The sequence below is a fragment of the Paenibacillus sp. GCM10027627 genome (assembly GCF_042675505.1).
In the GTDB taxonomy this organism is placed as follows: domain Bacteria; phylum Bacillota; class Bacilli; order Paenibacillales; family Paenibacillaceae; genus Pristimantibacillus.
Map to the genome: position 1 here is coordinate 601168 of NZ_JBHTHB010000001.1, position 18283 is coordinate 619450.

Consider the following 18283-nt stretch of genomic DNA (forward strand, 5'->3'; position numbering starts at 1 on the left):
ATGGACATCCCCTCATAGATTGCTCTATGGGGGGATGTCCATGAAATCGCGATTTTGGATTCCGTTCGTTGTTTGCTTGGTTCTAACGTTCGGATCGGCGGGAATCGTTTGGGGTGGCGCGATCCCCAGCGGAAACAACAGTTTTCTGTTTACTGATAGGCCATACGAAGAGCTGTTTCGGATGGATGAGACGGCGACGGCTTTATATACGGCTGCCAATACGAACAACAGACAGCTTGCTTTTGCCGAATTGCAAAAGTTAAAACGGCATTTTAACAATGAAATGTTGAGAGGGTACGGGACTTTGCCGGGCTGGCTTGCGCTGGAGCAGGAATGGAACGCAATCGAGCATGCGTTGGCCAGCGGAGTCAAGCATTCGCTGTGGATTGAGCATGCCGTTCGCATTCGGCTCGGTACAGATTCCCTGATCGCAGGAAATCAAGCGTTATGGCTGCAATACGAGAAGCTGCTGCTTGACGATATAGCCAACGTTAGGCAAACGTGGAGAGCGCAATCGTCGGACCCGGCGTTAGCCTCTGCCGCCATGCTCCAAGGTCTTGAGATGCATGCTACAAGAATAGAAGCAGCCGCCTCTTTTTCGGGAGATACGCTTCGAATGGAAGAGCTTAGTGAGCGAATCCGCTATACAAAGCAGCTTTTATTAAGCAAAAATAAAATGGCGAGAGCCAATAACGGGGCAGCGGTGGAGTCTTCCATTCATGCAATGGAAAATGCGATTAACGGAATTTTTTCCAATGCGCAGGCAGTGTCGGTTGAGCCTATTGTGACGACAGCCGCCTTTTTCAGTCCTGTGAAGTGGGCCTTTTTCCTCGGCACGTTTATTTCAGCCGTGCTTTCTTGGACCGGCTGGCGGAAATATAAACAAAGGCCCTATGGGATCAAAAAAACTAAACGAGATTAATGCAACCACAGCAGCAATCCTGAGGTACAGTTTTGGACGGCGTCAAACAAGCTTTTGCTTGCATGACGGCGTCTTTTTTTGGCTTTTTTAGCCTGTTCAAAAAACATTGATTTTAGCGATGCCAATACGGTAACATAGTAACGTATAGCTAATAATGGAAGGGAAGCTTGCCATGTCAGAGAAATCATTATCGGATATACAGCGGGAAGTGGACGAATACATTTCACAGTTTAAAGAGGGTTATTTTAGTCCGCTTGCTCTGATGGCCAGAATGTCGGAGGAAGTTGGCGAGCTGGCGCGGGAAATTAATCATTACTATGGCGAAAAGCCGAAAAAGCCGGACGAAGCCGACAATTCGGTGGAAATGGAACTGGGCGACATTTTGTTTCTGCTGTCCTGCTTTGCCAATTCGCTTGGCATTGATTTGACGGAAGCGCATGACAAAGTGATGAATAAGTTTAATACGCGCGACGCAAATCGCTGGACGAAGAAAAACGGCGAACTGTAAGCAAGCTACCTACATATGCTGTACCATCGATCCTTGTGCAAGGAGGATGGGCAGATGGATGGGGAAAGCTGCATTAAGAAAGCTTACGAGTTTATTTTCCAAAGCGATTTTGAAGGAGCGATCTATTGGTTCGAGCAGGCGATTGCCGCCGACCCGGAGAACGCAGGCTATTATCATAAATGTGCGGTTTCCTGTGCTCGCAGCGGCAAATGGTCCAAGGCCAAAATATATGCGGATGTCGCCGAGAAGCTTGAGCCGGGCAACGAGGAGTATCGCTACCACTCTCAATTAATTCAGTCACAGCTTTTGCTCGCAGAGGCGAAAGGATTAGTAGCGTCAACCCCTCCTGATTTAAAGGAGGCGGCAGAATTGCTGAGGCATGCGGCGACGCTTGATCCGCTCAGCTTTGAAGCGTTTTATTTGCTTGGAATGGTTTGTTTGACAGAAGGAAGACTGGATGAAGCCATTATCCATGCAAGAGAAGCGCTCCGGCTTGATCCGCAGCATTCTTCCGCGAGGCGTTTGTTTGCGGATATTAACCGCAAGCGAAGGATGGAGCGAATTCGTTCGACAATGAGAAGAAAATAAGGATAAGGTGATGGGATATGACGACTGGGCGGATTAGAGTGGCTGTAACGGGCGCCGGCGGCAGAATGGGCCGTGAAGTAGTAAAAATGGTGCTGGAAGATGAAGCGTTGCAATTGGTCGGAGCGGTCGATCCATCTTCGGGGCAGATCGATGCCGGTATTTTTGCAGGGGGCAAGGAAACAGGAGTCATTGTCAGTTCAACTCTTGAAGAAGCATTAAGTAACGCTAAAGCGGATGTGCTTGTAGATTTTACGGTGCCGCAAGCCGCTTATGGTAATACAAGAACGGCTATTGAGTATGGCGTTCGTCCCGTCATTGGGACAACCGGCTTTACTCCGGAGCAAATCGATGAGCTGGACGAGCTTTGCAAGGAGAAAGAAATCGGCGGCTTGATCGCTCCAAACTTCTCAATCGGCGCCATTTTAATGATGAAGTTTGCGGCTCAAGCATCCAAATATTTGCCTCATGTTGAAATTATTGAATATCATGGCGATCAGAAGCTTGACGCTCCATCCGGCACATCGATCAAAACGGCGGAGCTGATCTCGCAAGTACGCCAAGAGCTGAAGCAAGGCAATCCGAAGGAAGAAGAGATTATCGAAGGCGCAAGGGGCGGCTATTATAACGGGTTCCGTATACATAGCGTCAGATTGCCGGGCGTATTTGCTCAGCAGGAAGTTATTTTTGGCGGTTACGGCCAAACGCTGAAAATTCGTCATGATTCCTATGACCGCGCTGGTTATATGCCAGGTGTAAATGTTGCCGTTAAAAAAGTAATGACGTACTCCGGTTTGATTTATGGTTTTGAACATATTATGGACTAGTCAAAGCGAAAAGAATGGACAGCGAAAGAGGGGAACGGCATGTTAAATATCGCTTTTATTGCTCATGATCGCAAGAAGGATGAGATAGTCAACTTTGTCATTGCTTACGAACATGTTTTTTTGCCGCATACTTTGTATTCTACAGGAACAACAGGCTCCCGCATTATGGAGCAGACAAGCCTTTCGATTAAACGTTTTATGTCGGGCCCGCTCGGCGGGGATCAGCAAATTGGGGCGCTTGTGGCCGAAAATCAAATGGATCTTATTATTTTCCTTCGCGATCCGCTTATGGCACAGCCGCATGAGCCCGATATTATCGCGCTCCTTCGCCTGTGCGATGTTCAAGGAATTCCAGTGGCAACGAATATTGCAACGGCTGAAGTACTTGTAAAGGCTGTGGAGCGGGGCGATTTTGCATGGAGGGAGCTTGTCCACAAATATAAGCCGGGGGCGGAAGTGTAATGGAGCCAGTAGATATCCTCGTTTTTGGCGCACATGCGGATGATGCGGAGATCGGTATGGGCGGCACGATCGCCAAACATACCGAAGCAGGTTACCGCGTAGCCATATGCGATTTGACCGAGGCGGAGATGTCCTCTAACGGCACCGTAGAACTGCGGCGGCAGGAAGCTGCCGCAGCATCTGCGGTGCTTGGTTTATGTGAGAGGTCGAATTTGCGTCTTCCAGATCGGGGCCTTGCGACTGAGCGGGTACAAATAGAAGCGATTGTAGCGGAAATTAGACGTCTGCGGCCTCGTATCGTGTTTGCGCCCTATTGGGTGGACCGTCATCCCGATCATGTACAATGCAGCAAACTGATTGAGGAAGCGGTTTTTAACGCCAAGCTGCGCAACTATTTGCCAGATTTTTCCCCCGTTCAAGTCGAGAGCCTTATGTATTATTATATTAATGATGTAGAATCGGTTTCTTTGGTTGTGGATATAACGTCGTCTTATGAGGCGAAGCGCAAAGCGCTTCGTGCTTACCGTTCCCAGTTCGATCTTGCGGCCAGCCCCGGTTCCGTCGCTACTCCGCTCACAAACGGTTATTTGGAGCGGGTGGAGGCAAGGGATTCGTTGCTTGCGCAAGGGAGAGGCTGGAGCTATGCGGAAGGATTTGCGATTAAGCGTCCTTTTGGCGTTTCACTCTTTTGACAAGACGTACAGCCCATAAGGAATAAGATAGAGATAAGCCACTTGAGTGGGAGGTGCATCCTGAATGACTCGTAAACTAAAAATCGGCATCACCTGTTACCCAACGCTAGGAGGATCGGGTGTTGTCGCCACGGAACTTGGCAAGCTGCTTGCCGAGCGCGGCCATGAAATTCATTTTATTACGCACAGCATTCCGTTTCGGCTGGGCAAGTTTCATAAAAACATTTTTTTCCACGAGGTGGAAGTAAACGACTATTATGTGTTCCGTTATCCGCCGTATGATTTATCATTAGCGAGCAAAATGGCTCAAGTCGCCAAGATGCAGCAGCTCGATTTGCTTCATGTTCATTATGCGGTGCCTCATGCGGTGTGTGCGCATCTAGCGAAGCAGATGATTGGAGACGGCCTCAAAACGGTGACCACGCTTCATGGCACAGACATTACCGTTTTGGCGCAGGATGAATCGCTTAAAGATTTGATTCGGCTTGCCATTCATAAAAGCGATGCCGTTACGGCTGTTTCCAACGATTTGATCAAGGAAACAAGAAATTTGCTTGATATTATGACGCCAATTGATCTAACGTACAACTTCGTAGACAAACGGGTTTATTATCCGCGGGAAGTTACGTCTCTACGCGCGGATTTTGCCGAGCCGCATGAAAAGATTTTGATGCATATTTCCAACTTTAGGCCGGTCAAGCGGGTTGGAGATGTCATTGACATATTTGAGAGAGTTTCGAAACAAATTCCTGCCAAGCTATTGCTGGTTGGAGAAGGACCTGAATTGTCAAAGACACAATATAAGATTAATAGTATGGGATTGCAGGATCGGGTTCATTTTTTAGGAAAACAAGAGGATGTGGCGCAAGTCATTTCTCTTGCCGATGTGCTGCTGCTTCCTTCTGAGAAGGAAAGCTTCGGTCTGGTTGCGCTGGAAGCGATGGCTTGCGGAGTGCCGACGATTGGCTCCAATGCCGGAGGCATTCCTGAGCTTATTACTCACGGAGAGACGGGGTATCTGTCTCCGATTGGCGATGTGGAGCAAATGTCTGACTATGCAATCACATTGCTCACTGACGATGAATTGCGCGAAAAAGTAAGAGAGGCTTGTTTGCACCGGGCACGCCATGATTTTTGCAATGATTATATAACGGATCAGTATGAGCGTATCTATTACCGTGTACTCGGTATTGATGCTGAGCTTCCTGTATCTGTATGCGATTAATTCGACTACGGGGGATGCAGGATGAGGCTTGAGTGGACACCCGAAATGAATGAAGCGCTGCCGCTGCTCCAAACCTTTCGGGAACATGGACATATAGCTGTTATTGTCGGAGGGGCCGTGCGCGATGCTGTCCTTGGTTTGCCGGTCAACGATATCGATATCGCTACTTCCGCACTGCCCGGCGAAACGATGGAGCGGTTCCCCCGCTGCATAGCAACGGGGCTGCAACATGGCACGGTGACGGTCATCTATCGGGATACTCCGTATGAAGTGACGACGTTTAGAACGGAGTCGAAGTATGAAAATCATCGCAAGCCGGCAGAAGTTACGTTTGTCTCTAGCTTGGATGATGATTTGCTGAGACGGGATTTTACGATGAACGCAATGGCCATTTCGGGGGACGGAGAGTTGTATGATCCTTATGGCGGACAATCTGACTTGGCCCGTTCTGTGCTTCGCTGCGTCGGCGAGGCGGATGACCGATTTCAGGAAGATGCCCTCCGGATGGTTAGAGCGGTTCGCTTCCTGGGAGCATACTCCTTAAAGCCGGCATTATCGACTTGGAGAGCGCTTAAACGGCATGCTCCGCTTTTGCGGTTTGTTGCGATGGAGCGTGTTTTTGCCGAACTGGACAAGATGATGGGAAGCAGCTATCCGGAACGGTCTATGGTTTGGCTGGCTGCAAGCGGGTTAATCCATCATGTGAAAGAACCGTTGACCGATCATAACCTTAATCTTGTTAATGGGGAGCCCTTAGTCGATTTAAAGCGGCTTGCAGACAAGGATGAGCGCTGGGCCGCTTTGCTCATTGCGCTCAAGTTTGACGAGCATGATGTCAACAGATTGACGAGTTCGCTTCGTCTGCCCAATAAACGGGCCGCTTTTTTGCAATCGATGCTCCTCCTTCATTCAAAGATGTCAACCGTCAAAAGCGGTACATTGAGCGAGGAACAAAGAGAACGGGCTTGGGTGGAGACGGTTGTACAATTCGGAGATGGGCATGCAGCGCATTGGCTGAATATTGTTTCGGCTTTGCCTGATCTGGCAGAACAATGGTCTTCCGAAACTATTGAGAAGCTTAGAGAAGAAATAAGCGCGATGCCGGTTAAGTCGCTGAAAGAGCTTAATGTTGGCGGAGCCGACATTCAGAGGCGGCTACAACGGCCACCTGGACCTTGGCTTGCCGCTTTGCTGCAAGTTTTGCTTATAGAGGCGGCATTGGGCCGAGTTCCAAACCTGAAAGAGCCGCTCCTTGAGCTTGCGGAAATATGGAATGATGAGGGACAAAATGATGAGTAGCCACGCTTTGCTGGAGCTTTTCCGGCAATACCCGGATCAATATGTTTCAGGTGCATTAATGAGTCAAGAGCTTGGCGTAAGCCGTACCGCGATCTGGAAGCAAATTCGCAAGCTGGAGGGGCTCGGATATGAATTCGAAGCATCCACAAAGCTTGGATACAGGCTCGTTTACGAACCGGAGCTGTTAAGTCAGAATCGATTGTCGGAAAAGCTAGCGACAGAGCAATTTGGCCACAGAGCGGTTTTTATGGATTCGGTCAAATCGACGCAAAATCTGGCCAGAGAGCTGGCGGAGAGCGGTGCCGAGGAGGGGACGATGGTTGTTGCCGAGGAGCAGCTCGGAGGCCGCGGCCGAATGGGACGGAGCTGGGTTTCCCCCAAAGGGAAAGGCATTTGGATGAGCCTTGTGCTTCGTCCTGAGGTCCCTATCCATTGCGCGCCTCAGCTTACGCTTTTGACGGCTGTAGCCCTATGCAGAAGTTTAAGACGGACGACGGAACTTCCAATCGGTATTAAATGGCCGAACGATCTATTAATCGATGGTAAAAAAATTAGCGGCATTTTGCTGGAGTCGGCAGCCGAAGACGAAAGAATTAAACATATTGTTGCCGGAGTAGGCATTAGCGTTAACTTAACCGAAAAGGACTACACGGAAGCTCTGCTGCAAAAAGCGACGTCGCTTCGCATTGCGGGCGATCGTTCGTTTGACCGTACGGAATTGCTTGCCGAGTTTTTGAAGGAGTGGGAAACGCTATATCGGCTTTTTCAGCAAGAGGGCTTTGGCGTGATCGCTACGTTGTGGGAATCTCTTTCGGTTTCTTTAGGAAAACCGGTCAAGCTTACGACACCTCAAGGAGAATGGGTTGGGGTGCCGATTGGACTTGATGAAAGCGGGGCTATTCGAATCGAGCTTGAGGACGGCAGCCAAAAGAATATTTTTTCAGCCGAGATGGGAGAGCCGCTTTAACACGATTTACGAATGCGGATTTATTTGGTACACTACAACTATCAGGCGGTATTCTTTAGAAGCTGCACTGATAGTTGCAGATGGTTGTAAGTGTCAATGATTGGTGTTGCACACTCTGCTCTGAGCCGTAGGGACCGAGACAGAAGGAAGCACAACAAGGAAATGTTTCCTTTTCTCTTTGGGAACCTTTTTAGCAGCGGCTAAAAGGTTTTTTTGTGTTTAAAATAGCCTAAAAGGGGATGAAGCACATGAGGAAACGACTGACGATTTCCGCTCTTCAAAAGATGAAGAGGGAACGCAATGCGATTTCCGTGGTGACGGCGTATGATTACCCGTCCGCAAAGCTTTCGGAAGAAGCTGGAATTGACGTTATTTTGGTAGGAGATTCGCTTGGGAATGTCGTATTGGGTTATGAAACGACGATTCCTGTGACGATCGACGATATCGTTTATCATACAAGATCGGTTGCCAGAGCGGCTACTCATACGTTTATCGTAGCGGATATGCCGTTTATGACTTATGGCGCAAGCCGCGAAGCAACATTGCTGAATGCCGCAAAAATTATGCAGCAAGGTTTAGCGCAAGCCGTTAAGCTAGAGGGCGGAGCGGAAATCGCTGACGATGTAGAGGCGCTAGTAAAGGCAGGTATTCCGGTTATGGGCCATATCGGCTTGACGCCGCAATCGGTGCATCAGCTTAGCGGATATAAGGTTCAAGGCAAGCTGCCAAAGGAAGCTCAGCGTTTATTGGATGACGCGCTTGCTTTGGAGCGCGCAGGGGCATTTTCTATCGTGCTTGAGCTAGTGACGGAGCCGATTGCAAAGGCGATCAGCGAAGCGCTCTCGATACCGACGATTGGAATCGGCGCAGGCCGTGGATGCGACGGGCAGGTGCTCGTTTATCATGATTTGCTGCAATATTCGTCTCCGTATTTTGAGAAAAAATTTGTGAAAACGTATGCCGACATTGGCACAACGATTCGGGACGCTATCCAGACTTACGTAGATGAAGTGAAAAACGGTCAATTTCCGGCGCAAGAACATGTTTTTGAAGCGGACGCTTCTTTTAATACTTTGTATGGCGGCGAGGCAAAAGCTGTAGAAGCAGCGAAGCAAGGAGCCGAAGGACGGGAAGGGGTTCCGCAGGGATGAAAGTTTGCCGGACCATTGCCGAGCTGAAGAGCTCGTTGCAAGAAGCACGGGAAAATGGCGCTTCCGTAGGTTTTGTTCCTACGATGGGCTATTTGCACGAAGGGCATGGCAGCTTGTTGCGGGAAGCGAAAGCGGGCAACGATATTGCTGTGTTAAGTATTTTTGTTAATCCGATGCAATTTGGACCCAACGAAGATTTAGACCGCTATCCAAAGGATGAAGAGCGGGATTTGGCGCTCGCCTTGGAATGTGGAATCGATATCGTGTTTATGCCGTCGGTACAAGAAATGTATCCGAAGCAGCCGAAAACATCTGTGTTGGTAAGCGGATTGACAAGCCGTTTGTGCGGCGCGTCAAGGCCGGGCCATTTCGACGGAGTTGGACTTGTCGTCAGCAAGCTGTTCCATCTAGTAAAGCCGGACAAAGCTTATTTCGGAATGAAGGATGCCCAGCAAGTGGCGGTTATTGAGCAAATGGTATCCGATTTGAATTTGGATTTGGAAATTGTTCCTTGCCCGACAGTTAGAGAACCTGACGGCCTTGCCTTAAGCTCGCGGAATGTATATTTATCCGCTGAGCAACGGAAGGATGCCGTCGTTTTGTCCCAGGCGCTAACTTTGGCCAAAACTTGGATAAGAGAAGAAGGAATGACGGCGGAGCAAATGGTGCAGCGCGTAATTTCCCATATTCATGGGGCAAACAATGCTGTCATTGATTACGTTGAACTGCTGCATTATCCATCGCTGGAAACGATTGATTCGGAAATGGAAATGAACCGTATTTCTACTCCTGTCATTTTAGCCTTAGCGGTTAAATTCGGCACGACACGCTTAATCGACAACCAATTGTATCAACCGGTCGGAGGGATTTACGATGTTTAGAACAATGATGAAATCAAAGCTTCACCGCGCGACGGTCACGGAAGCTAATTTAAACTATGTTGGCAGCATTACGATTGACGAGGATTTAATGGATGCGGCCGATTTGCTGGAAAATGAAAAGGTGCAAATCGTAAACAACAACAATGGTGCACGATTTGAAACTTATGTCATTACCGGAGCCAGAGGATCGGGTGTCATTTGCCTTAACGGGGCGGCTGCCAGGCTTGTTCAACCTGGAGATAAAGTCATTATTATTTCTTATGGCATGATGACAAGCGAAGAAGCAAAAACGCATAAGCCGATTATTACAATTTTGGATGACAGCAACAAGCCGCTTAAAGTGTTGACGGAAGAGCTTCACGCCACTATTCTGTAAATAAAGAAGCGGGCAAGGGGCAACATCCCTGTCTTATGTAACGCTTGGGATGCTGTATGAAAAGGCTGCTGCAAACAAAAAATGACCGTATCACTCCTTAACCTAAAGCAAAGGCGGGATGCGGCATGTTTCAGCATATGTTCACTTCGATGAGTGAAACCCTTGACGGGATTATGGAGCAATATGATCAAGCAGGCGATCAAGAGCGGCTTGAGTTGCAACAGCAGGTATGCCAGATGAAGCAAATGAGCGACAGTTTTATCGAGCAATGGCTGGAGTTCGAGGAAAAGGTCGCCGATTTTCAAGAAGGCTGCTCCAGCAAGCAAAAGTTGTCTGAAGCGTCTTATGGGTTTCAATCCGTATCAACATGCCAGATGTCCGACTTGGTTATTCCTGACGAAGCCGCAGAAATCGTTAACAAAGGTCAAGGCTATTATAAATTGTTTATGTTTGACGAAGCAGCCGAGTTGTTCCAAGAAGCGGTCACCATGGCGCCGGAATGCAATTTAGCCAGACTTTTTTTGGGCATGAGCCAAATGCATAGAAAAAATTGGCATGAAGCTCAACGACAGTTTCAATTGCTTATTGTTTTATCGGACTTTCCGAAATGGCTTGCTTTAGGCTATAATGCCCTTGGGTGCATTCAAGCGGTGCATATGAACATGGCTCATGCCGAAAAGCTGTTCAGAAAAGCATACGAGGTGTATCCAAGCTTTACGGACTCATTAAATAATTTAAAGTCATGTCAAGAAACTCCTGGGCAGTTGTCGTTATATTTTGGAAGCACGGAGTTGTGCTGTTTGTAAGAGAGGATCGGGGAATGATGAATTATGCAGTTTTGGATTTAGAAACGACTGGACATAGCGCCGAAGATGATCTTTTACAGGTGGGGCTTGTCATCGTTTCCGATGAGCTCGAAATAATAGGAACCTACAGCGCTTTTGTCAAGCCGACTATTCCAATTCCCCCCTTTATTACGGGATTGACGGGAATTAATGAAGAGATGGTAAAGGATGCGCCAGAGCTTAGTGAAGTTTTGCTTCAGCTTATTCCTTTGCTTGATGAAACCGTACTTGTCGCTCATAATGTCGGTTTCGACGCCGGATTTTTGAACGGAGCGCTTGATCGTTGCGGCTACATGCCTTTTACGGGAAGAAGGCTGGATACCATTGAGCTGTTGCGCATTTTGTATCCATCCATTACTACTTATCAGCTCGGAGCCGTTGCCGAGTTATTCGGGGTTCCTCACTTGAATCATCATCAAGCCGACAGCGATGCTATGGCAACGGCTTTAATTTTTATTGAAATGGTCAAAAAATTGCGCTCGATGCCGCTGCTTACTGTGCAGCGGCTATCTGCATTGATCGATGAAAGCAAGGATTTGCATTGGTATTTGAAACAAAATGAGCGGATAATCGAACAACAAACCGTGTTTGATTCGGCGGAGTTTGATTATTATCGGCAATTTGCGTTAAAAGCGAAAGAGTGGAGCGAAGAGAAGCCACCAAGGCAAAACGAAGCTGGAGAAGAGCAAAATAATAGCTTGTCCGGCGTCACTTTCGACGATTATTTATCTCAAGTTAGAGAACGCTTTCAGCAAAAGTTTGATCATTATGAAGAACGTCAAGCCCAAACTGCGATGTTCCATGAAGTTTATGAATCGTTGTCCCAAGATAAGCATCTTCTTATTGAAGCTGGCACGGGCACAGGCAAATCGATGGGTTACTTGATTCCAGCCTTGTACTACAGCATTCAAAGCAAAAGCAAAATAGTGGTCAGCACTCATACCATTAATTTGCAAGAGCAGCTTAGACATCGCGATTTGCCGCTGCTTGGGGAAGTGCTCCCGTTTCCGTTCAAAGCGGCGATTTTTAAAGGCAGAGGCAATTATTTATGTTTAAGAAAATTTGAAGGCAAATTGAATACAGGAGATATGTCTTCTCCTATCGAAGATGGAATGACGGCAGCTCAAATGGTCGTATGGCTCAGTGAAACGGAAACGGGTGATCAAGAGGAACTTAATTTCGGCAGCCGAGGCGCCGATTTTTGGTCGACGGTGGCAAGCGATGCCGATTCCTGTTTAAACAGGGCTTGTCCTTGGTTTAAGCGATGCTATTATCACCGTGCCAAACACGAAGCCAATATCGCTGATGTTTGCATTACAAACCATTCGATGCTGTTTACGGACGTTCAGGCGGATCATCGCTTGCTTCCGACCTACAGTCATTTAATTATCGATGAGGCCCATCATGTAGAAGAGGTAGCGGGAAAACATCTAGGCATTGGCGTTCATTATCTTTCGATGATACAAGCGGTGCAGCGGCTTTATAAAGACCATCGTTCTGGTTTGCTTCCTTCGCTGAAATTCAAGCTTCAAAACGAAGATGACGAGCATTCCTCTGCTTGGGTGGAGACCATTGATACGGTTATTCCGATTTTTCAAGAAATCAAGGAAAATTGGGACAAGCTGTTTGAGCTTCTATACGGCTTTGCCGCTCAATCAGCGGACAGCTTGGGAGAAAATGGCGCGCTCGTAAAGCGAATTAGCAAAGACGAGGTTCCGCAGGGCTGGGACGATGCTTTGACGGCGGAAAACAATGTACATGTGGAATTGATGCGCGTCGTTAAAACGGTCGAGAAGCTAGTCAACGATGTGAAGGACAGAGTCGATGATTTGTCCGTTCAAGCGGCGATTACCGATTTGAACGGAGCTTTGCGCGATTTGAATCGGATCAAGGAAGAATTGAGGCTGTTTGCCAAGCTGGAAGATCAGGACTTTGTTTATTGGATGGAAGCCAGCACGGCATACCGATCTCGTTCTATGCAGCTTTATGCGGCCCCCGTTGATGTGAGCGGACAGCTTCGAAAATTTTTCTTTGACGTAAAAGACAGCATCGTAATGACATCTGCCACTCTTACAGTACAAAAAAGCTTCCAATATGCAGAGGAGCAGCTTGGTCTTCGTGGCTATGAAGAACAAGGACGATTGCGCAGCGTGCTGCTGCCGTCCCCGTTTCATTATCGCGAGCAGGCGCTTGTCGTCATTCCGCGCGATTTTCCGGTATTGAAAGGCGCTTCGGTCGATGACGACTATTTGGAAAAACTGGTGCAGTCCCTCTCTGATGCGGCAGTGCAGACAAAGGGCAGAATGCTTGTATTGTTTACATCCTACAAAATGTTGAGGCAAGTATACGACCCGCTTAAGCTGAAGCTTGACGAAGCAGGGATTGGCTTGCTAGGCCAAGGGATCGACAGCAGCAATCGGACTAAGCTGACACGGCGTTTCCTTCAGCAGCCGGAGACGGTGCTGCTTGGGACGAGCAGCTTTTGGGAAGGAGTCGATATTCCTGGCGAAGGGTTGATCTGCCTTGCGATTGTCAGGCTGCCATTCCAGCCGCCTAATCACCCGCTCCTCGAAGCGAAAGCGGAGCTGCTTCAACGGCAGAAGCAAAATCCGTTTATGAAGCTTTCCATTCCGCAAGCCGTCATCCGTTTTAAACAAGGGTTTGGCAGATTGGTTCGGACGGCGAAAGATAAAGGAATTGTCATCATTTACGATACCAGAGTTATCGATACTTATTATGGTAAACATTTTCTTTATTCGCTGCCCGGACCCAAAATCGAAACGATGCATACGGCGCAAATGGTATCGCGGATGAAAGAATGGCTTGCAGAGACGGCAGCGGAAACGGGCAATGAAAAACGGCTTGCGACTTTGGTGGAGGAGGAATAGATATTCATGAAGCATGCAAAAATATCGGAGGCCGTTGTCAGACGCCTCCCCATCTACCTGCAGGTGCTTAACGAGCTGTATGCTCGCGAAATTCAGACGGTTTCCTCTCAAGAGCTTGGCTTAAAGCTGGATTTAAATCCGGCGCAAATCCGCAAGGATCTTGCCTATTTTGGAGAATTTGGCCGCAAGGGGATCGGCTATGACGTTGTTTACCTGATTGAAAAAATTCGGCAAATTTTAAAAGTGAATCAAACCATTAAAGTGGCGCTTGTTGGTGCCGGTAACTTAGGACTAGCTTTGTGCAATTACAATAAGTATTCCAAGGACAACATGCAAATATCGGCGGTGTTCGATGTTCACCCTGGCAAAGTGGGCTCCCAGATCAACAATTTGATTGTACAGCCGATGAGCCGCTTGACCCAAGTGGTGAAGGAGCAAAATATTCGAATCGGAATCATTACCGTCCCGGCCTTTGAAGCGCAAAACGTAGCCAATCAATTTGTGGAAGCAGGCGTGGAAGGCATTCTTAACTTTGCTCCGGCTATTTTGCGCGTACCGGACGATGTCCGCATTCAAAATGCCGATTTTACTCGCGAGTTGCTTAGCTTGGCCTACTACTTGAATCATGAAGGAGATGGAACGGATGAAACAGCTGTGGATTAAAAACGGTTTGTTCGTAACCATGAACGACGCGGCGAAAACCTTTAAAGGTCATATGATCGTTACGGGGGACCGAATTACATACATAGGCGAGCAGGAGCCGCAGCAAGTGAACGCTGATGCGGAAATTGTGGACGGCAGCCGACTTGTCTTTATGCCCGGACTAATTAATACGCATGGTCACGCGGCGATGACGCTGCTGCGCGGATTTTCCGACGATCAGAACCTGCAAGTTTGGCTGGAGCAAAAAATGTGGCCGATGGAGGCCAAATACGTCAATGCCGACACAAGAGCAGGTAGCGCGCTTGCCATTATTGAAATGCTTCGCAGCGGAACGACCGCTTTTGTAGACATGTACGACCGCATGGATCAAGTGGCGCAAATGACGGAGCAGTCCGGCATTCGCGGTATTTTGACGCGCGGAGTAATCGGTTTGTGCTCGGAACAGGAGCAAAAGGCGAAGCTGAACGACGCCATCTCTTTCGCACGCGACTGGCATGGCAAAGCGGATGGCCGAATTTCCGCGATGCTGTCGCCGCATGCGCCTTATACTTGCCCGCCAGCTTATATCGAGGAGTTTGTAAAAGCGGCGCATGATCTAAATTTGCCTTTGCATACGCATATGTCGGAGACAAAAGCCGAAGTGGAGCAAAACGTGCGCGATTACGGAGTAAGGCCTGTGGAGCATCTTGACCGTCTAGGCTTTTTCTCCCGTCCTGCGCTTGTCGCCCATGCGGTTCATTTGACGGACGAAGAAATTGCGCTGCTGGCGGACCGCGGCGTATCCGTTTCTCATAATCCGGTAAGCAATTTGAAGCTGGCAAGCGGCATAGCGAGAGTGCCGGAGCTATTGAAGGCTGGAGTTAAAGTGTCTTTAGGCACAGACAGCGTAGCCAGCAACAATAACTTGGATTTGTTTGAAGAAATTCGTTTTTCAGCTTTGCTGCACAAAGGCATCTCCGGCGATCCGACGGCAATTCCGGCTTGGGAAGCTTTGAAGCTGGGAACGGCTTATGGAGCGGAAGCGATCTGGCAGGCGGAATCCATCGGACAACTAAAAGAAGGTATGAAAGCCGATTTTATTGCCATCGATTTGGATCAGCCACATTTTTATCCGCTAACGGACATCGTGTCGCATCTCGTTTATTCCGGTTCCGGACGCGACGTCAAGCATGTATGGGTAGACGGGCGTCAAGTGTTGAAGAACGGTCAATGCACGTTTATGGATGAAGAAAAAATTCGTTATGATGCGCAAGCAAGCTTTGAGCGTCTATTGAGGGGCTAAATGCGCGCGGTCGAAAAGAAACGTCCTCCGTTTATGACGCCTAAACGCTGGATTTGGCTGAGCGTTGCCATTTTCGTTACATTAGCCGTATGGTTTGGCCTCTATTTCAGAGATATTCAATCGCCAAGGTGGTCGGAGTTCGAAACGGCGCGCCAAAACGCTTTAGATTCGGGCGAACTTGCTTCTATAGAAGAAATGTATAAGCATGTGTGGGAGAAAACGACTTGGATTGCCGAAGGTTCAAGCGAAGACGGGAACCTCGCTTATTTGTTCCAAGATGAAGAGAAAAAAGTGCTGGCCGTCGTAGACGGACAATCCGTCGCTTCTAAAGAAGCGTTGGAAGCCAAATTTAAAGCGGATCATCCCGATGCCGAATTGCTTCGGATTAGTCCGGGAATGTTCCGCGAAGCTCCGGTATGGGAAGTTTATTATCGTTTTCCGGATAACGGGAACAGACGGCATGCCTATAACTTTTATACGTTTGACGCCAAAGCGGATTTGCTGGAAACCTATAAGCTTACAACCAAAACGGGACCATAATGGTCCCGTTTCCTGTTTTTACACCGACAAATGAACGTTCTAACATGATATACTATCGTATAGCAAATGATATATACATTCATATAGATTATAAAACAGGAGGGAATCATCTAATGAGAAAGCCTCGTGTTATTCCTATAGTTGTCACCATAGTTGTATCTGCGGCCGCATTGTTTGGCGGATGGACGGTTTATAAGCAAGCGGCCGTGGCGGCGCCTTTGTCGGATGCTCTGCAAAACGTTCCGGGTGTTGTAAAAGCGGAGAAACCGGCAATCAGTCAAGATAAAGTGCAGGTGTCGGTTGAGCTTTCCCAGGAAGCTAGTTTAAAGGAAGTTTACGCAGCGATAGGCAAAAAGAGCAATGAGGTTGCAGCGGGCAAGCAGCTGGCTGTAGACATTAAGTCGAAAGAGGACAAACGGTTGGACGGACTATGGCAAAAAGCGCTGTTTGAAGTAGCCGAAGCGATGGAAACTAAGACGTATTCGGACATTCCAAAAACGATGGATCGAGTGGTTGCCGGACAAGCTGGCGTACAAGCTAAGACGGAAATGGACGAAACGAATGTGTACATCACACTTGTGAGCGGTCAAGACGCAAAGTTTATTGTTTTGCCAAGAACACCGAACAAACTGGGGGTGTGGGGCAATGCGTAAGTACGGACTTGAAATGGCGATCGGATTCGTTCCGGTACTGCTTTTGTTTTTGCTTGTTTTAGGCGTTAACGTATTGCCGGTTTTATTTTTGGCCGCGATCGGAGGCGCCGTTTTTTATACGGCAAGAGGGAGAGGCAAACTTGCCGCGTTTCCCGGTGGCAAAGGGAGAAACGAAGTCGCTCCCACCTCTTTTACGTTTGAACAAATTGGCGGTCAAGAGCGAGCCAAAGGGGAGCTTGTTGAGGCGCTAGATTTTTTGGTGAAGCGGGAGCAAATTGAAAAGCTGGGGATTCGGCCTCTCAAAGGCATTTTGCTGGCGGGACCTCCGGGAACCGGGAAAACGCTGCTTGCCAAAGCGGCTGCGCAATATACAGACTCCGTCTATTTGGCGGCATCCGGCAGCGAATTTGTGGAAATGTACGTTGGCGTCGGCGCGGGCCGCATTCGCGATTTGTTTAAAGAGGCGCGCACAAAAGCGAAAAAATTGGGCAAAAGCAGCGCAGTTATTTTTATCGATGAGATTGAAGTGATCGGGGGCAAACGGGACGGCGGCCAGCATCGCGAGTACGATCAGACGCTGAATCAACTGCTTACAGAAATGGACGGCATACACGCAAACGAATCGCCGCGTATATTGATTATCGCCGCAACCAACCGCAAGGAAATGCTCGATAGCGCGCTGCTTCGTCCAGGGCGGTTCGATCGGCATATCGGCGTTGACTTGCCGGACAAAAAAGGACGCCTCCATATTTTGAACATACATGCGGACAATAAGCCGATTGCACAGTCAGTAAATCTGGAGCGGATTGCCGAGCAGACGTACAGCTTCTCAGGCGCTCAGCTGGAGTCGGTAATGAACGAGGCGGCGATTTATGCGCTGCGGGAACAGTCGGCCGAAATCGGGGAGCGTCATATGACGATGGCGATTGACAAAGTGATGCTGGGAGAAAAGACTGATCGGGAAACGACGCAGGAGGAGCGTGAGCGGGTCGCGCTGCATGAACTGGGTCACGCCATTATGGCAGAGCTTGTAAGGCCGGGAAGCGTCTCTCAGGTCGCTCTCTCGCCGCGAGGCGGGGCGCTGGGGTACGTCAGGCATCAGCCAGCCAAAGATCACTATTTGTATACGACTCCGTTTCTCCATGGTCAAATTATGATCGCGCTGGGCGGAGCGGCAGCGGAAGAGTTATTTTACGGCAACCGCAGCACAGGTTCCAGAGGAGATTTCGAGCAGGCGGTAGGCATCGTTAAAACGCTTGTGGAATCCGGGCTTACTCCGCTCGGCATTATCGATGCATCTATGATGACTCCGGATAAATGGGCGGACATTACGAAGTCCGTGCTGGATGAATTAATGGAGAAGACGGGTGGCATGCTGAAAGAGAAAAAAGCATTGTTCGAATCGTCGCTTGCTATTTTACTGAAGGAAGAAAGTTTGGACGGAGAATCGTTTAGAGCTTTGATGAAAGGGCATGAAGCGGCCTGAATTCGTGTCAACAATATTACAATTTAAAGGC

Annotated in this window: 19 protein-coding genes; all 19 read left to right on the forward strand. The window is 48.6% G+C overall.

Features of this window, described 5'->3' with window-relative positions; genetic code table 11:
* Positions 1-40 precede the first annotated feature (40 nt).
* The 19 genes from ACFQZE_RS02855 (at position 41) to ACFQZE_RS02945 (ending at position 18252) form a co-directional block, all read left to right on the forward strand.
* The gene (locus ACFQZE_RS02855; protein ID WP_379353453.1) at positions 41-922 is read left to right on the forward strand and encodes a sporulation protein YpjB; all 882 of its coding nucleotides are present in this window, start codon (positions 41-43) and stop codon (positions 920-922) included.
* Positions 923-1094: 172 nt separating this feature from the next.
* Positions 1095-1430 carry a nucleotide pyrophosphohydrolase gene (locus tag ACFQZE_RS02860; protein ID WP_379353455.1) on the forward strand — a complete coding sequence of 112 codons (336 nt, stop codon included), beginning with the start codon at positions 1095-1097 and terminating at the stop codon, positions 1428-1430.
* A 54-nt stretch (positions 1431-1484) separates the two neighbouring features.
* Positions 1485-2018, forward strand: coding sequence for a tetratricopeptide repeat protein (locus ACFQZE_RS02865; protein WP_379353457.1), 534 nt, complete (start codon positions 1485-1487; stop codon positions 2016-2018).
* Positions 2019-2035: 17 nt separating this feature from the next.
* Complete coding sequence (dapB, locus tag ACFQZE_RS02870; RefSeq protein ID WP_379353460.1) at positions 2036-2842, forward strand: 4-hydroxy-tetrahydrodipicolinate reductase; 807 nt, start codon at positions 2036-2038, stop codon at positions 2840-2842.
* 39 nt (positions 2843-2881) lie between these two features.
* On the forward strand, positions 2882-3304 hold the full coding sequence (gene mgsA / locus ACFQZE_RS02875) for a methylglyoxal synthase (RefSeq protein WP_379353462.1): 423 nt from the start codon (positions 2882-2884) through the stop codon (positions 3302-3304).
* Positions 3304-3996 carry a bacillithiol biosynthesis deacetylase BshB1 gene (gene bshB1 / locus ACFQZE_RS02880; RefSeq protein ID WP_379353464.1) on the forward strand — a complete coding sequence of 231 codons (693 nt, stop codon included), beginning with the start codon at positions 3304-3306 and terminating at the stop codon, positions 3994-3996. Before mgsA ends, bshB1 begins: the two co-directional genes overlap by 1 nt.
* 64 nt (positions 3997-4060) lie before the next feature.
* Positions 4061-5221 carry an N-acetyl-alpha-D-glucosaminyl L-malate synthase BshA gene (gene bshA, locus ACFQZE_RS02885; RefSeq protein ID WP_379353466.1) on the forward strand — a complete coding sequence of 387 codons (1161 nt, stop codon included), beginning with the start codon at positions 4061-4063 and terminating at the stop codon, positions 5219-5221.
* A gap of 21 nt (positions 5222-5242) precedes the next feature.
* The gene (locus ACFQZE_RS02890; RefSeq protein WP_379353468.1) at positions 5243-6520 is read left to right on the forward strand and encodes a CCA tRNA nucleotidyltransferase; all 1278 of its coding nucleotides are present in this window, start codon (positions 5243-5245) and stop codon (positions 6518-6520) included.
* Positions 6510-7487: a biotin--[acetyl-CoA-carboxylase] ligase gene (locus tag ACFQZE_RS02895; protein ID WP_379353471.1), complete on the forward strand. Its 978-nt coding sequence runs from the start codon at positions 6510-6512 to the stop codon at positions 7485-7487. The genes ACFQZE_RS02890 and ACFQZE_RS02895 overlap by 11 nt, the downstream gene beginning before the upstream one ends.
* A gap of 248 nt (positions 7488-7735) precedes the next feature.
* On the forward strand, positions 7736-8638 hold the full coding sequence (panB, locus tag ACFQZE_RS02900) for a 3-methyl-2-oxobutanoate hydroxymethyltransferase (RefSeq protein ID WP_379353473.1): 903 nt from the start codon (positions 7736-7738) through the stop codon (positions 8636-8638).
* Positions 8635-9519, forward strand: coding sequence for a pantoate--beta-alanine ligase (panC, locus tag ACFQZE_RS02905; RefSeq protein ID WP_379353475.1), 885 nt, complete (start codon positions 8635-8637; stop codon positions 9517-9519). Before panB ends, panC begins: the two co-directional genes overlap by 4 nt.
* A complete protein-coding gene (gene panD / locus ACFQZE_RS02910) occupies positions 9512-9895 on the forward strand; it encodes an aspartate 1-decarboxylase (protein WP_379353477.1) in 384 nt (127 codons plus the stop codon). The genes panC and panD overlap by 8 nt, the downstream gene beginning before the upstream one ends.
* A gap of 125 nt (positions 9896-10020) precedes the next feature.
* Complete coding sequence (locus tag ACFQZE_RS02915; protein ID WP_379353480.1) at positions 10021-10701, forward strand: tetratricopeptide repeat protein; 681 nt, start codon at positions 10021-10023, stop codon at positions 10699-10701.
* 17 nt (positions 10702-10718) lie between these two features.
* Positions 10719-13628, forward strand: coding sequence for an ATP-dependent DNA helicase DinG (gene dinG, locus ACFQZE_RS02920; RefSeq protein ID WP_379355475.1), 2910 nt, complete (start codon positions 10719-10721; stop codon positions 13626-13628).
* Between the two features lie 6 nt (positions 13629-13634).
* Positions 13635-14291 carry a redox-sensing transcriptional repressor Rex gene (locus tag ACFQZE_RS02925; RefSeq protein ID WP_379353482.1) on the forward strand — a complete coding sequence of 219 codons (657 nt, stop codon included), beginning with the start codon at positions 13635-13637 and terminating at the stop codon, positions 14289-14291.
* Complete coding sequence (locus ACFQZE_RS02930) at positions 14272-15573, forward strand: amidohydrolase (protein ID WP_379353484.1); 1302 nt, start codon at positions 14272-14274, stop codon at positions 15571-15573. The genes ACFQZE_RS02925 and ACFQZE_RS02930 overlap by 20 nt, the downstream gene beginning before the upstream one ends.
* Entirely contained in the window at positions 15574-16113 is a 540-nt protein-coding gene (locus ACFQZE_RS02935; RefSeq protein WP_379353486.1) for a hypothetical protein, read from the forward strand.
* Between the two features lie 113 nt (positions 16114-16226).
* Entirely contained in the window at positions 16227-16766 is a 540-nt protein-coding gene (locus ACFQZE_RS02940; RefSeq protein ID WP_379353488.1) for a hypothetical protein, read from the forward strand.
* Positions 16759-18252, forward strand: coding sequence for an AAA family ATPase (locus ACFQZE_RS02945; RefSeq protein ID WP_379353489.1), 1494 nt, complete (start codon positions 16759-16761; stop codon positions 18250-18252). The genes ACFQZE_RS02940 and ACFQZE_RS02945 overlap by 8 nt, the downstream gene beginning before the upstream one ends.
* Positions 18253-18283 lie beyond the last annotated feature (31 nt).